The organism is Comamonas badia DSM 17552 (genome assembly GCF_000484635.1).
Taxonomy (GTDB): Bacteria; Pseudomonadota; Gammaproteobacteria; order Burkholderiales; family Burkholderiaceae_C; genus Comamonas_C; species Comamonas_C badia.
This window is the reverse complement of the sequence record NZ_AXVM01000002.1, coordinates 437,129-451,138: the sequence shown is the minus strand read 5'-3', so window position 1 is coordinate 451,138 and position 14,010 is coordinate 437,129. Positions and strand designations below refer to the sequence as shown.

General features: G+C 56.4%; 15 protein-coding genes. 8 read left to right on the top strand and 7 right to left on the bottom strand.

Annotation, left to right across the window (positions count from 1 at the left end; translation table 11 throughout):
* Positions 1-156 precede the first annotated feature (156 nt).
* The 8 genes from K320_RS0106250 to K320_RS18980 all read left to right on the top strand — a co-directional run bounded on the left by K320_RS0106250 (position 157) and on the right by K320_RS18980 (position 6,480).
* Positions 157-471, top strand: coding sequence for a helix-turn-helix domain-containing protein (locus tag K320_RS0106250; RefSeq protein WP_024537986.1), 315 nt, complete (start codon positions 157-159; stop codon positions 469-471).
* Between the two features lie 68 nt (positions 472-539).
* A complete protein-coding gene (locus K320_RS0106245; protein ID WP_024537985.1) occupies positions 540-1,847 on the top strand; it encodes a nucleotide sugar dehydrogenase in 1,308 nt (435 codons plus the stop codon).
* A 117-nt stretch (positions 1,848-1,964) separates the two neighbouring features.
* On the top strand, positions 1,965-2,537 hold the full coding sequence (locus K320_RS0106240; RefSeq protein ID WP_024537984.1) for a nucleotidyltransferase domain-containing protein: 573 nt from the start codon (positions 1,965-1,967) through the stop codon (positions 2,535-2,537).
* Positions 2,530-2,979 carry a hypothetical protein gene (locus tag K320_RS0106235; RefSeq protein WP_029695868.1) on the top strand — a complete coding sequence of 150 codons (450 nt, stop codon included), beginning with the start codon at positions 2,530-2,532 and terminating at the stop codon, positions 2,977-2,979. Before K320_RS0106240 ends, K320_RS0106235 begins: the two co-directional genes overlap by 8 nt.
* A gap of 66 nt (positions 2,980-3,045) precedes the next feature.
* A complete protein-coding gene (locus K320_RS0106230; RefSeq protein ID WP_211236094.1) occupies positions 3,046-4,128 on the top strand; it encodes a glycosyltransferase family 4 protein in 1,083 nt (360 codons plus the stop codon).
* A 14-nt stretch (positions 4,129-4,142) separates the two neighbouring features.
* Positions 4,143-4,595: a hypothetical protein gene (locus K320_RS18630; RefSeq protein ID WP_084301182.1), complete on the top strand. Its 453-nt coding sequence runs from the start codon at positions 4,143-4,145 to the stop codon at positions 4,593-4,595.
* Entirely contained in the window at positions 4,592-5,620 is a 1,029-nt protein-coding gene (locus K320_RS0106225; protein ID WP_024537981.1) for a glycosyltransferase family 4 protein, read from the top strand. The genes K320_RS18630 and K320_RS0106225 overlap by 4 nt, the downstream gene beginning before the upstream one ends.
* Positions 5,617-6,480: a glycosyltransferase family protein gene (locus K320_RS18980; RefSeq protein WP_156913852.1), complete on the top strand. Its 864-nt coding sequence runs from the start codon at positions 5,617-5,619 to the stop codon at positions 6,478-6,480. The genes K320_RS0106225 and K320_RS18980 overlap by 4 nt, the downstream gene beginning before the upstream one ends.
* Here the strand turns inward: K320_RS18980 and K320_RS18625 are convergent.
* The 7 genes from K320_RS18625 to K320_RS18975 form a co-directional block, all read right to left on the bottom strand.
* Positions 6,426-7,424: a glycosyltransferase family 2 protein gene (locus K320_RS18625; protein ID WP_084301181.1), complete on the bottom strand. Its 999-nt coding sequence runs from the start codon at positions 7,422-7,424 to the stop codon at positions 6,426-6,428. The genes K320_RS18980 and K320_RS18625 overlap by 55 nt on opposite strands.
* A 6-nt stretch (positions 7,425-7,430) precedes the next feature.
* A complete protein-coding gene (locus tag K320_RS18620; RefSeq protein ID WP_084301180.1) occupies positions 7,431-8,291 on the bottom strand; it encodes an FkbM family methyltransferase in 861 nt (286 codons plus the stop codon).
* A gap of 12 nt (positions 8,292-8,303) precedes the next feature.
* Positions 8,304-9,554: a lipopolysaccharide biosynthesis protein gene (locus tag K320_RS0106215; protein WP_156913850.1), complete on the bottom strand. Its 1,251-nt coding sequence runs from the start codon at positions 9,552-9,554 to the stop codon at positions 8,304-8,306.
* Complete coding sequence (locus tag K320_RS0106210) at positions 9,551-10,792, bottom strand: type II toxin-antitoxin system HipA family toxin (RefSeq protein WP_024537978.1); 1,242 nt, start codon at positions 10,790-10,792, stop codon at positions 9,551-9,553. Before K320_RS0106210 ends, K320_RS0106215 begins: the two co-directional genes overlap by 4 nt.
* 11 nt (positions 10,793-10,803) lie before the next feature.
* Positions 10,804-11,076: a helix-turn-helix domain-containing protein gene (locus K320_RS0106205; protein WP_156913848.1), complete on the bottom strand. Its 273-nt coding sequence runs from the start codon at positions 11,074-11,076 to the stop codon at positions 10,804-10,806.
* A gap of 167 nt (positions 11,077-11,243) precedes the next feature.
* Positions 11,244-12,104, bottom strand: a complete 861-nt coding sequence (locus tag K320_RS0106200; protein WP_024537976.1) for a glycosyltransferase family 2 protein — start codon at positions 12,102-12,104, stop codon at positions 11,244-11,246.
* Between the two features lie 10 nt (positions 12,105-12,114).
* Entirely contained in the window at positions 12,115-13,941 is a 1,827-nt protein-coding gene (locus tag K320_RS18975; RefSeq protein ID WP_156913846.1) for a hypothetical protein, read from the bottom strand.
* Between the last annotated feature and the right edge of the window lie 69 nt (positions 13,942-14,010).

The window sequence follows — 14,010 nt, the reverse complement described above, 5'->3', positions numbered from 1 at the left end:
TCGGTTTGAATAGCTCCCTGCGCCTGCCAGCCGGGCGCAGGCGGCTGATTGGATCAAGACATTGCCTTGAGACGACCGGCCTTGATGTCCGCGCGCAAGAGGTCGTTCACCTTGGTGTGCCAGGAACATGCTGAAAACCGAACTGGAGGCCCGTCGATGAAAAAGCGAAACCTGTTTGCGGAACTGACCGAAGGCTTTGAAGCCTTGTCGGACGAACGCCAGGGCAAGCAAACACTGCGCACGCACGAGGTGCAAGTGAAGCACGCGCCCGATATTGCGGCTGCCGAACTGCTTGCCCTGCGTGAGCGCCTGCGCCTGTCGCGCCCCGTATTCGCAAGCTACCTGCGCACCAACCCCCGCACGCTGGAGAACTGGGAACAAGGCCGGGCCAAGCCCAACGCCCAAGCTGCTCTGTTGATTCGTCTGGTTGAGAAGTTTCCCGATACCGTGCAGCGGCTGGCGGCTGTCTGAATACAGCGGCAAAGATATCCAAAGTCTCGTCTGATGTGAGAAGCTCACGGGTGAGAAAAGGTTATCCCATGTCGCACCTTCAGTTCCTCCACGATCGCATCGTCAGCAAAGCTGTGGTGATTGGTGTCTATGGTCTCGGCTATGTCGGCTTGCCGCTGGCGTTGCGCTTTGCCGAAGTAGGGCTCAAGGTCATTGGGTTTGATATCGATGCCACCAAGACAACGCGGCTCAATGCGGGGCAGAGCTATATCGAACGCCTCACTCCGGAACTGATCCAGTGCGCCTTGCAGCAGGGCTTCGAAGCCACAACCGACTTCACCCGCACTCCCGAGGTTGACGCCCTCATCCTCTGCGTGCCCACCCCGCTGGACGCGCACCGCGAGCCAGACCTGAGCTTCATCGTCAACACCGTTGAAGCTGCACTGCCCCACATGCGCGCCGGCCAGCTCGTCAGCCTGGAGAGCACCACCTGGCCCGGCACCACGGATGAAGTGCTTGCACCACGCTTACGCAAGCGCGGCCTGGTACCCGGTGAGAACTGCGCGCTGGTCTTCAGCCCCGAACGTGAAGACCCCGGCAACCCGCACTACGGCACGAAAGACATCCCCAAGGTCATCGGCGGCACCACCCCCACCTGTCTCGCGCTCGGCAAGGCCTTGTACGAACACGCCATTGCCACCATGGTGCCCGTCAGTAGCACCCGCGCGGCCGAGATGACCAAGCTGCTGGAAAACATCCACCGCAGCGTCAACATCGGCCTGGTCAACGAGATGAAGATCGTCGCTGACGCCATGGGCATCAACATTCACGAAGTCATAGCCGCGGCCGCCACCAAGCCCTTCGGCTTCGTGCCCTACAAGCCCGGCCCCGGCCTGGGCGGGCACTGCATCCCCATAGACCCCTACTACCTGACCTGGAAGGCGCGCGAATACGGCGTGAACACCCGCTTCATCGAACTGGCCGGCGAGATCAACCACCATATGCCGCACTGGGTGGTGGGCAAGGTGGCCGACGCGCTCAACGACCGCGGCAAGGCCATCAAGGGCAGCCGCATCCTGGTGCTGGGCCTAGCGTACAAGAAGAATATCGACGACACGCGTGAATCCCCCGCTGTCGAAATCATGGACCTGCTGCAGGGTAAAGGCGCTGAGGTCGCCTACAGCGATCCGCACGTGCCAACCTTCCCCAAGAAGCGCAACTACGCCTTCGACCTGCAGTCCGTGCCGGTCACGCCCGAAAACATCGCTCGGTTCGACTGTCTGGTGCTGGCCACCGATCACGATCGCTTCGACTATGCGCTGCTGCAAATGCACGCGCAGCTGATTGTGGATACGCGAGGTCGGCTGGGAGCGAGCAGCAAGGTCGTCGCAGCTTGAATCTTGACGATGACCGTTCGGATTCAAGGCGCCCTGCTTGCATTGACGAACGCTTGATACAGACCATAAAATGTTTCTTTTTTAAGAACAATTGTTTCCGTTTTTGGAACATTCTCAATGCTCTCCGAACTGCTCTTTCCCAACCAGACTCGCCGCAAAGCCCTGGCCTGGCTGTGCATGCATCCCGAGCAAAGCATTCACCTGCGTGAGCTGGCTCGCCAGGCGTCGGCCGCACCCGGCTCACTCAAGAAAGAACTGGATGCGCTGTCCCATGCAGGCCTGCTGCACAGCCAACGGGTTGGCAATCAGGTCCAGTTTCGGGTCAACAACCAGCATCCGGTGTTTCCGGAATTGCAAGCCCTGGTGCGTAAAACCATCGGCCTGACCGATGTGCTGCAGCAGGCCCTTGCCCCACTTCGCCCGCATATTGACTTGGCTTTTGTCTATGGTTCCATGGCCAGCGGAAGTGCACACGCGGGCAGTGACGTGGATGTGCTGCTGATGGGCCGCATCAGCTTTGCGCAGGCGGTTGAGGCTCTGCACCCCGCGCAAGCTTTGCTGGGCCGTGAAATCAACCCCAAGGTCATGGCTCCAGCAGAATGGGCACAAAAACGGGCCGAGGGCAATCCCTTCGTTCAAGATTTATTGGCCAAGCCACGCCTGATGCTGCAAGGGGAACTGCATGTCTAAAGAAGAATTGAATAATTTGGCACGGATAGGCCAACTGGACAAGGTTCCTTTTTCCGCACAGCTTCTGCAAAAAATGCTGTCTACGGCGCGTATCCGTCTGTACGATGCCCAGCGCACCGAAAACAGTATGGAAACCCGATTTGACTGTGCGTACACAGCCATCCGCGCCATTGCGGATGCAGCCTTGCATGCACGAGGTTGGCGCACCTCCACCAACAGGCCGGGGCACCATCAAACAACGCTCCAATGCTTGGTGCATACCCTTGATGTCACGCCCGTCACCATTCGTGTTCTGGATGCACTGCGCAAACAGCGTAACCTGAGCGACTACGAGGGAGAAATGGTGACCGATCAAGCCTTGCAGGAGTGCTTGCAGCAGGCTGAAATGTTGATCCGTCTGGCTGACGAGAAATTGAGTTCCCGATTGCCGAAGGACACTTGATATACCCCCATGTGCGTGCCCCGCATCCTTCTCATAACCCGCAACCTACCTCCTTTGGTGGGCGGCATGGAGCGGCTGAACTGGCACATCGCCGACGAGCTTTCGCGCCACGCGCAGGTGCAGGTGATTGGCCCGCAGGGCAGCGCCGCGCTGCGCCCTGCCGCCGTGCCGGTGGTGGAAGTGCCGCTGCGCCCGCTGCCGCGTTTCCTGCTGGCATCCGCATGGCAAGCCGTCACTGTGGCGCGACGCTTCAAGCCGCACATCGTGCTGGCAGGCAGCGGCCTGACCGCCCCCGCCGCCTGGCTGGTCGCCCGCGCCAGTGGGGCTCGCGCCCATGTGTATCTGCACGGGCTGGACGCCGCCGTGCAACACCCCGTTTACCGCGCCCTGTGGCACCCTGCCATCCGGCACATGGACGGCGTCATCGCCAACAGCCAGCCCACCGCCGAACTGGCCCGTGGCCTGGGTGTGGCGGCAGACAAAATCCGCATCATCCACCCTGGCGTCACCCTGCCGGAGACACCGCAAAGCGTGGCAGCACTGCAAGCGTTTCGCGCCCGCCACAACCTGGGCAGCGCCCGCCTGCTGCTGTCGGTGGGCAGGCTGACCACCCGCAAGGGCCTGCGCGAATTCGTCCAGCGCGCCCTGCCCGCCATCGTCCAGGCCGCGCCCGACACCGTGCTCGTCGTGGTCGGCGAGGCTCCTGCCGATTCGCTGCACGCCAGCGTGCAAACCCGCCCCAGCATCCAGGCCGTTGCCGACGCAGCAGGCATTGGCCAGCACCTCCGTTTTCTGGGCGTGATCACCGACGAACAGGAACTGGCTTGTGCCTATGAAAGCGCCGCCTTGCACATCTTCCCCGTGCGCCATCTGCCCGGCGACCCGGAAGGCTTCGGCATGGTCGCCGTCGAAGCTACCGCCCATGGCTTGCCCACAATTGCTTTTGCAACGGGCGGCATCGTTGATGCGGTCGGAGAGGGCGTATCTGGCCATCTCGTGGCACCGGGTGACTATGGTGCTCTGGCATCGGCAGCAGTGACTTTGCTGGGCGAAGGCACAGCTGTCTGGCAAGCCGGTTGCCGCTCTTTCGCAGCCCAATTTGCCTGGCCTTTGCTGGGCGAAAAAATGCGCAATGAGCTGATGAGCTGAAGGCTCGGCCGCCCATGTCCCCTACCACGCGCCACGCGCACGCCGTTACCGATCTGGCTTCCCGTCGCTTCAAGGCACTGAAAACTGAACGCCTGCTGGGCTTCACTCTTCAGACGTCGCCGTTGCAGTTGCTCGAAATTGGCTGTGGCTCCGGTGGTATTGCGCGCTATTTCGCCACGCACCTCACACTGCCACCGTCGCGGCGCAGTCCCTATCTGCGCTGGCGCGGGAAGGGCGATTTTTATGACTGCGAACCACTGGAGGTGGCTCAGCTGAAAACGCTGCTTCAGGCTATAGCATTGCGCTGGCATAACCTGTGTCTCCAAGGTTGGCGTGTCACTTTTGATATCGAGCGCCCGCACAGTTGGGGTAACCGTCTGTTGCGGCGCGTTCCCGACGCCCTGTTGCAGTCGCTTGTTCCCATCATCCCTACCTTGATCTACCGACTGGAGCGGCCGCGCCCATGATGTCAGCCTCGCCCGCCATCTGGTTTCCCGCTGTACGTGCTGGCACGGGCACCGACGTATTTACCGAGCGCCTGGTGGCCGGTTTGCAGGAGCGCGGGCTGCGTGCAGGCATCAGTTGGCTGCCACTACGTGCAGAATTTGCACCGTGGACGGTTGCCATTCCCAAGGCACCCGATTGGGCGAGCATTTGCCACGTCAATACCTGGCTGCACCCACGATTTCTCCCAGGGCACCTGCCTGTAGTGGCCACGCTGCACCATGCGGTCCATGATCCGGTCCTGCTGCCTTACAAAGGCTGGTTGCGCGGCGCTTATCACCGATGGTGGATTGCGCCGCGGGAGCGCCGTACCATGCGGCGCGCATCTCAGGTGGTAGCGGTCAGTCATTTCGTGACAGACATGGCGCGTAAAACGCTATGCGATGTGCCAATCGAGGTGATACATAACGGCGTTGATACGGAGTTTTTTCGGCCCGGAAGGCGGCAGCGTCCGCTGCAGCGGCCGTTCCAATTGCTTTTTGTCGGTGGCTGGATGGCGCGCAAGGGAGTGGACCTGCTTGCGCCAGTCATGCGCGAACTGGGAGACGGCTTTGAGCTACGTTATACCGGTGGTGCGGCAGCCGCAGATGACAAATCGCACATGCCATCCAACATGCATGATCTGGGTCGGCTGCCTGCATCGGCAGTAGTATCCGCGATGCAGGAAGCCGATGCGTTCTTGTTTCCGTCGCGCAGCGAGGGTTTGCCTCAGGTGGTGATGGAGGCCATGGCCTGCGGGCTGCCTGCCATCGGCATGCGCGGCACATCGGTGGAAGAAGTGATTTCCGATGGCGTGAATGGTGTGCTCTGCGCTCGTGAAGATGTGGCGGGCATCGCCCAGTCCATAAGGGACTTGGCCGAAAATCCCACCAAACATGAAAACTTGGGCCGGGCTGCACGTGACACCGTTGTTGCCAGCTATGACATTTCGACGATGTTGGATGCTTACATTAATATGTACTGCGGATTGCCGGAAAGACATACGTGACCGCAGCCATCACCATTCATTATCGAGAGCCCGGAATCACCGCCGCTTGCATCGAAAGTTTGTTGGCCGATGGTTGGGCACCGGTACTGATCTGGGATAACTCGGCTGATGGGGGAATAACGCTACGCGCCCTTCAGGAGCGATTCGAAGGCGATGGCCGCCTGCTATGGGGTGAAAATCAGGAAAATCTTGGCTTTGGCAAAGGGATGAATGCTGCATTGGCCATGCTCGGGGCGTTTGGATATTCTGGCCCTGTGCTGCTGATAAACAATGATGCCCAGATTGTCCCAGGCATGCAGCATGTATTTTTGGAGCGCCTGCAGAGCGTGGAAGGTGATGCATTGCTGGCTCCGATGATTTTCCAGACCGGTCGCAAACAAGGCTGGTTGTATTATCAACCGTGGTTTGCGCTGGTTACGCACAGGCATTTGCCGGGTAGCTTTGCTTATCTAAGCGGCTGTTGTCTTCTGGTGCAACGTGCGGATAATACACAGCCGTTGTTTGATGAGGATTTCTTCATGTATGGCGAGGATGTTGAATTGTCGTGGCGTTGGAGAAAACAAGGAGGGCAACTGATCCTGCTTGAAGGTGTTTTGCTAGGGCATCAAGGTTCCGCCAGCAGTGGGCCAGCCAGCGAGGCATATGAACGATTTCTGGTGAGTTCGCATTGGCTCCTGGCGGGAAAACTCGCGAGTACGCCATATCAAGCTTGGTGCATGCGCCTGTCTCGAATTTTCCCTCTGCTGACCCGTGCCATTTTGCGTGCGGTGCGTTACCGTACATTGAGACCATTGCGGGCATTTGCTCAGGGATTTTTTGGCGAAACCAATTTGCCTATTTCCCAAATAGCGCGCCGATAACTCCGAGTCAGGTATCGTGTGGGCAGCAAAGCCCATTCGCTTGCCAGCAAGTGACGAGCTAATTTCGGATGTTTGGTGAAAAAAGGGTGCTGAGGCGTTGCTAACGGATCCATCGCCAGTGCCTGCTGGATGATTGATCCAAGGTAGAAGGGGCTGGCGGGAAACACCGAGTGGGCATGCGTCAACAGGGCTTTGGCGGCTGCAGATGTGCGCTCTGGCGTAAGCCTTTCTGAAGTACGCAGGTGTTGATGCAGGCGCAAAATGGCATCAACCGGTGCTTGCGAATTCGTGCTGTTACGCGCAACACGTGACAAACGACTTCCGTTGTGTTGGACATAGGTGGCGACAGGCTCATGCGTCGGTTGCCAACGCAGCTCCCGAATTTCGGCCACGTCCAGAATCCAGAAATAATCATCATATAACACGGTGTCTTCGCGCCATGATATGCCCTGAATGAGGGATTTTTTGAAAATTGAACCTTGCGTGAGACCAAATCCGGCAGATATGGATAAAAACGCCAAAGATACAAAATCCATCGTTTTTGGCATCTTGAAAAATTCGCGAGACGTATTATTTGAGAATTTATTCAAAAGAGGCGCGGAGCATATATCCAGATCGTTCGTTTCAATAAGTTCCAATTGATCTGCGGCAGCAGGCAATAAATCATCATCGTCATCAAGAAATCTTATGTATTTGCCTTCGGCATGTCTCAGGCCATGATTGCGTGCGGCACAGGCATTTGCTTCTTGCAATGGCAGCCAGCGAACCCTGGTGTCGTTGCTGAAATTATTTGCAATTTTTGTCCAGGTGCCATCTTGACCGTTTGGGACAACCAGAATTTCGATATCATCGTTTATTGTTGTATAGATCGCACTCGTAATTGCCTTTTCAAGGAAGGTGGGGCGGCGATATGTTGGTATGATGATGGAAAGCAATGGCTGCATCTTGAATTATTTTTGAATTGCGATTATATCTGTCCATTGTTGAGTGCACGGAAGTTTCGATAATTCATCGTCAATGGCAGCTAGGTTTGTTTGTGTTTTTGTATTATTTTGCAATTCGAAAATTTTCCTGTTATTCAATGCTTCCCTGAACATTGTCGCACCCTTGGATTTATTCAAAAAAAGCGGATTGTATTCACACACTATCGCGATGCCTGTTGCGAGCAAATGTGCTGCGCCCGCGAGTGCGTGCCCTTCATAGCCTTCTATGTCCATCCATAGCAGTGAGTTTGGGGGGAATGGTAAATCATCCAGTCGCATGCATTTTATCGGTATACCATTGACTCCTATGCTGTGATTGCCACTGTTGGTGGGCGATTCGTTCAGATATAGTGTTGTAGCGGATTCTTTGCCTACTGCTTGCGGTATTACATTTACTTTGCTGTCCAAATCATTCAAGGCGAGGTTGGCCTTCAACAATCGAAGGTTGTCTGGGTGTGGTTCAATTGCTGTGGCTGTTTTTACCAATCCTCGTTTGATGGCTGGAATGGTAATCGATCCAATATTGGCGCCTACGTCGATCAGGTGTGCAGGGCAGGATTGCCCCTCTCGATTCAATATGGTCAAGGCAGTTTGAAATTTTTTGAAATCAAATTCACCGCGCAAAAATAACTCTCTCCCTATCACTTTGTCTTTTGTGGAGACGACATAATGCTCCTGGTGCGTGGTCACGATGTAGGGTACCGACATGGCGTCATAAACGGCTCGTTGGAAAATCCCCGGACCGCCCTGAAGCAATCCGAATACCTTCCTCGTTAGTGCCAGCAAAGGTGCTCGCAAGATTGTTGAATTACGAAAATCTTCAAGCATGAGAAGTGATTTTTAAATTTTTCTGGGGCGCGATATCTTTTTTGTGCAGTATGCCAAAAAGACGAACATGAGTATTTCGGCTGCATAGCTCGTCAGGACGGCGCCAGACACGCCATAAACAGGCACGAATGCCAGTACGCCCAGTACGCTGGCTGCGCCTCCCAGTGTGCAGGCCCAGCCGATCAGGGCCATGCGCCCGCAGTAGATGATGTGGAAATTTAATAGAGATCGCCCCACCTGCAGCAAAGGGAGCCATGCCAGCATGCGCAAGACGGATATCGCTTCGTCGTATTCCCTTCCAACGATCCATCGCAATAGTGGGGCCGTCAGCCACAATCCGCAACCCAGCAACAGCGCCAGAGCCATCAACATCAATCCACTGCGCCGCAATTGCGGCAACGGGTTGGCCTGAGCATAGAGCCGGGGCCACAAGGCCTCCTGCAGCGCCATCAGAGGCAAGCTGGCCATGTCCACGGCCCTTTGTGCGATGTTGTAGTTGCCTGCAAGGTTGGTACCCAAGCGCGCCAGAATGGGCTTGTTGAACTCGCCTTGCAAGCGCATCGCCAACGCCGCCAGACTGAATGCAAGTCCACTGCCTAGCGTCATGTCCTCAGTGGGTTCTGCCGTTGAGGTTGTGTGAGGCATGCGCACTCCGGGCATCAGAAGCAGGATGTAGAGCATGCTGGCGAAAGCATAGGCCCACAGCGCATCGGATAGTGTCAACATGCCAGCACCGCCGACGAGCAGACCAAGCACTACCAGGCGCAAGAGCGGCAATCCCGCGTTGATCGCACCATATCCGCCAATTTGATGCTCGGCCTGACGCTGGCGCGCCCGCAATTCGGTCAGAGTCGTTGCAGCCACTTCGGCGCTGGTTGCGGCAAACATTGCAGACAAAGGCAGGCCTGCTGGAAGCAGCCAGACCACAAGGGCGGCTACCAGTGCCATGCCTGGCATGAGTGTCATGCCCCATATCCGGGCTGCACGCTGAAAGTAATACGGCAGGTGCGTTGGATCACGCGCGCCGTTGCGCAGGACGATGTTGGATAGACCCAAGCCGACCAAGGGAGCGACAAATCCTGCCACAGCAATGGTGGCGACGAAGGCGCCATACGACGAAGCCCCCAGAACACGCGCCAGCAGGATGACTGTGGCGGCCTGTGCGCCAGCGCGCACCAGCATCCAGGCCAGGAGCACACCGCCATGACGGGCAAGCTGGCCAGGGCGCCAACGCAAAGGAAAATGGTGACGATTCCAGTTCATACCTTGATCTTCCCCGCCAACGCCCTTGCATACCCCATCCCCGCCTCCCACACCGGCACCATTTGTTCATATAGGCGGTGCGGTATGCGGGCATCGCCGCGGGCAGCATGCAGCGTTTCGCTCATGGCTTGGGCGATTCGGGCCAGTACCTGGGCGGGGTTGCGTACCTGGCACACCTGGCGGCCAAAGTGCAGCAATTCATCGGGCAGAGGGTAGGTTTTGGAACGCTGGCCCTTGCCCGCAAACAGGCGCAGCGCCATGGTGTTGTCTTCCAGCTCGGGGCCACCGGGAGAGCGCTGGTAGCGATAAATGCGCGTCGTCACCACGTCGTACAAGGGCGAGAGGCGAATGTCGTCTGCCACGCCTTGGTACAGCACGCCAAAATTCTTCAGGTGCGCATCGCCGTTGCCCACCATGATCGAGAGCGTCAGTTGTTCAAAAAACCGCTGCAAATCTTCGCGCTGGCGTGTGACCAGCCCCAGCAGTTCGACCACCCTCTGGTAGCTGCCGTGGTATTTGCGCTCAGACAGGGTGTCGCGCACACGCAGCCCCATCAAGGAGGCCACATCTTCAAACCCCAGGCGCTGGCCATCAGCGGCAATGTCAAAGCGTTCCACCAGCAGCATCTGGCCATCGTCGCTCAATTCCGCCTGCGCCACGTCAATGCCCGCACGCTGGGCGACTTGCAAACACATGAACTCGTTGGCCGCCAAGCCAGGGTAAGCCGCGCTACCTGTCTTGACGATCAGGTTGGGGATGGGAATCGTGGCCCGGTCGGGCACCATGATCTTGGGCTGCATGCCCGCTACGCCCATGCCCGTCGCCAAATAGGCCATCACCAAATCGTCAAACACCTGCTCCGTGAAAGGCATGCGCAGCAAGGTGCTGCGGGCAATGGGCTCTGCCGGTGGGGCCGGTGGTTGGCCCGGTACGCCGTAGCCCAGCCGACCGATGCCATTGCGCCCCATCAGCGCCAGCAGACGCATGGCAGTCATCGGCTGCTTGGGAAAGTGCTGGCGCAGCCGGTTGAATAAATCACCCTCCGGCAAATTCTGATCCATGACGGGGAACAGCGCGCCATCGCGCCAGGTAAGCTGGCTGGGCGGCATCAGCAAGCCCACCGCGGGCTGCGTGGCAGAAGCTTGCAGGTAGCGGTATTCAAAACCGGACTGCTGCAGCAACTGACCAGACAGCGCGCCGCCCAGTTCAACCTGCAGCAGCTTGATGGATTCCTGCATGGCGGCGGCGCCTATGCGTCATCGTCGTCGGCAAAACGCTGGCGCATTTCCTCCAGCGTGGGCAATGCCAGCTTTTCCAGCCGCAGCGTGTAGCCCATGCTGCGCAAAACGTCCAGCAAGGCACTGGTGGTGACATCGCCGCCGCCCTCCAGCCGGTGCAGCAAGTCGCGGCTGCGCCCCGCCTGGGCGGCTACCCGGGTGGCTTTCAGGCCCGCATCCTGGCGGGCGCTGCGGACGGCCAAACCCAAGTCGGCAGTGGTGCGGATGGGAAGCATCTGGCTCATGATTGACCTGAATATAAGCCAACTATGGAGAATATTCAAAAAATGTCTTTAATAAAGGACAAATTTTGAGTTCTTACCAAGCCTGCTGCCAAAGCATGTGAATGCTACTGAAAATCAGCCTTGAACACTTGCCCAGCAAGCGCGGATAGCTATCTTTTTCGATAAAGTCACTGTCTATCCTTGTACATCAGTGCCGTGATCTGCTCGGAAATCAGGCCGAGCAGAAAAATTAGCACGCTGGAGGTGTATAGCAGCGCGCTCATGTTGGTGAAGCGCCCCTCGTGCCACCAGGTCCAGCCATACCAGGCGGATGCCAATGCGAACATGCCTGCCGCCACCGGGGCAAAAATCTTGAGCGGCGAAAACAGCGTGCCGATCTTGAAGATGATGAGCAGAAAGCGCGTGCCGTCGCGCAGCAGATTGATGTGGCTTTTGCCGATACGTTTGGCGGCGTGGATGGGCACATAGGCCACCGAATAACCAGCGCGGAAAAATGCCATGGTGCTGGTGGTGGGGTAGGAAAAGCCGTTGGGCAGAAGGTAGAGAAATTCACAGAATTTGTCCGCACGCACCGCGCGAAAGCCGCTGGTGAGGTCTTCCACCCGGTGCCCGGTCATCCAGCTGGCCAGACGGTTGTAAAAGCCATTGGCCAGGCCCCGCCCGATGCTGGCCTGCGAGCCTTTCTGGCGCGCGCCCACCACCATGTCGTGGCCCTCCTGGAGCTTTGCCAGCAGACGGGCGATATCCGCCGGGTCATGCTGGCCGTCGGCATCCATGAAGACGATGACGTTGCCCTGCGCTGCACGCGCACCGGTCTTGATGGCGGCGCCGTTGCCTTTGCCATAGGGGTGGTGGATGACGCGGGCGCCTGCTGCCTCGGCGACGGTAGCGGTATTGTCGATGGAGCCGTCGTTGATGACCAAGATATCAGCCTGCGGGTACTGCAGAGCAAGAATTTTTGCTATCGTTTGGCCAATGGCGGCAGCTTCGTTTTTGGCCGGTAGAACGATGCTGATGTCAGTGTTCATGCTTGTTGGCTTATGGATTGTGTGTCTGCAAATATACGTGAATTTTTTCAATCAGCAGCATCCATTCTGCGGAAGGTGTTCCTTTAGGAGCTGACATTCCGGTCAGCAATCGGTTCAATTTCTCAATGGCTTCGACATTGTTGTTCTGCTGCGCGACATCTAGGTAGAATTTTGCTGTAGCGTAAGACGGTGATGACTGAAACCCCATATATAAAAAATCCAACGCCTGATTTGTCTGGCCTTGATGCAATGCAACCACCCCAAGTATGCTCAATAAATTGTGCTGAATGGGCTTGGAGCATTGATAAGCAGATCTGTTCAGGAAGGTAGTGGCAATTTCTGCGATCTCGGTATACCCAACACCGTGACATTGTTGCTTATCAATCGTGGTTAGCAGATTTTCAACAAGATCCGGAGCCCAGCCCTCATAAGGAAGGGTGCGAATTGCATGCGTGGCATCTTTTACCAATGCTGAATGATCGGTTTCAGGATCAAGACGGCACGCACTGATCAAGCTTTGCAAGCGCAGCCCGGTACTATCTCGTTGCGTAGTCATGACATGATTGAGAAAATCTTGCGCTGTCGCTACGCCTTGTGTTTTTTCCAGGTAATAGGCTAAATTCAGTGTCGCTCGGGTACTGAGGGGTTCCTGTTTTGCCCAAATTTCTGCCGCCAGCGCGCGATTTCCCCATAGAGATGTATTCATCCAGGAAACGGCAATAAGCAAACCAAGATAGATTATCCCGATACCGCGCCACAAAGCGCCAGTTTTTGGCAGCGAAAACCAAGCGACCAAGAGAAATATAGGGCCCAGTGCTGCCAAATAATTGCGATGCGCAAAATAGGGTTCCAGCGATAACCATCCGGATTCCATGATGTGGCCATAAAAAAACCAGGCGCACGCCAAGGCTACCGGCAATGCGCGCCGGCCACCAAGCCGCCATGCAATCAAGGGAGAAGCCATGAACGTGAGCCAAAGCACGATACCCCAATGCATGTTTTTATGGTCACGCAAAAAAAATTCGAAACGGAAAGGGTTCAATTCCGCACCTGTTGGTAAAAAAATCCCCTTCAGATAGTTCAATAAAATAACGCCCTGACTCCCCAGGCGATCCCATACCGTGAAACCACGGGTAAGCTCGGTGCAATCGGGCCACGGTAGAAAAGAAAAAAGCCCAAGAAGGAGAAGCGTATTACCAAACAGGAATGCTTTTGCGGCCCATGTGATTTTTTTATCACGCACATGGAAAATCAAAAGACACTCAATTATCAGTGCGTAAACAACTATCAGCGCACCATTTTCTTTGGCAAATATTGCCAGAATGCCAAAAAAACCCAATGCTGATAATGCCAGTAATTGATGCTTCCAATGTGAATATTTATCACCACGCAGCTTTAAAAATGCAATCAACCCACCCAAAACAAAGGTGGCGGAAAGCAGCGTCATGCGCTGCACGATGAATAATACAGATGTATTGAGCAGGGGTAGCGTTGCCCATGCTGCAGCTACAAAAAATCCGACGTAAATTTGTCTTTTTTCTTTGTAGTTGAGCCGTTGCGTTATCAATACCGAGAGCCATAAAACCAACAAGGCGTTGATCGTGTGAATGGCGATATTCCAAAGCAAGAATGATTCTGGGTTGGGCCATTCATAATATTGCAGAGCAAATGTGATCAATGAAAGAGGGCGTCCCAGAGGGCCCGCATGTCCTTCACGCACCCAGTGCCACGCAGTGCTCAAATCGTTGATCGATGCCAGACCCTTCAGGTTGCCGATATCGTCAAAATGCACGATACCCGGCAAGGCGGCGCTGAAAATCAGCCAGACTGCAGCCATCAGCAGGCTGATGGCACTAAGGCAAAAAAGAAAAAACCCGCCTCGCGGGGCGGGTTGATTGGTTGAAAA

Excerpts from the sequence above, each read along its gene's own strand:
- K320_RS0106245 (WP_024537985.1), top strand. The coding sequence starts at position 540 with ATGTCGCACCTTCAGTTCCTCCACGATCGCATCGTCAGCAAAGCTGTG.
- K320_RS0106240 (WP_024537984.1), top strand. The coding sequence starts at position 1,965 with ATGCTCTCCGAACTGCTCTTTCCCAACCAGACTCGCCGCAAAGCCCTG.
- K320_RS18620 (WP_084301180.1), bottom strand. The coding sequence starts at position 8,291 with ATGCTTGAAGATTTTCGTAATTCAACAATCTTGCGAGCACCTTTGCTG.
- K320_RS0106225 (WP_024537981.1), top strand. The coding sequence starts at position 4,592 with ATGATGTCAGCCTCGCCCGCCATCTGGTTTCCCGCTGTACGTGCTGGC.
- K320_RS0106215 (WP_156913850.1), bottom strand. The coding sequence starts at position 9,554 with ATGAACTGGAATCGTCACCATTTTCCTTTGCGTTGGCGCCCTGGCCAG.
- K320_RS0106250 (WP_024537986.1), top strand. The coding sequence starts at position 157 with ATGAAAAAGCGAAACCTGTTTGCGGAACTGACCGAAGGCTTTGAAGCC.
- K320_RS18625 (WP_084301181.1), bottom strand. The coding sequence starts at position 7,424 with ATGCAGCCATTGCTTTCCATCATCATACCAACATATCGCCGCCCCACC.
- K320_RS18630 (WP_084301182.1), top strand. The coding sequence starts at position 4,143 with ATGTCCCCTACCACGCGCCACGCGCACGCCGTTACCGATCTGGCTTCC.
- K320_RS0106205 (WP_156913848.1), bottom strand. The coding sequence starts at position 11,076 with ATGAGCCAGATGCTTCCCATCCGCACCACTGCCGACTTGGGTTTGGCC.
- K320_RS0106235 (WP_029695868.1), top strand. The coding sequence starts at position 2,530 with ATGTCTAAAGAAGAATTGAATAATTTGGCACGGATAGGCCAACTGGAC.
- K320_RS18975 (WP_156913846.1), bottom strand. The coding sequence starts at position 13,941 with ATGGCTGCAGTCTGGCTGATTTTCAGCGCCGCCTTGCCGGGTATCGTG.
- K320_RS0106200 (WP_024537976.1), bottom strand. The coding sequence starts at position 12,104 with ATGAACACTGACATCAGCATCGTTCTACCGGCCAAAAACGAAGCTGCC.
- K320_RS0106210 (WP_024537978.1), bottom strand. The coding sequence starts at position 10,792 with ATGCAGGAATCCATCAAGCTGCTGCAGGTTGAACTGGGCGGCGCGCTG.
- K320_RS0106230 (WP_211236094.1), top strand. The coding sequence starts at position 3,046 with ATGGAGCGGCTGAACTGGCACATCGCCGACGAGCTTTCGCGCCACGCG.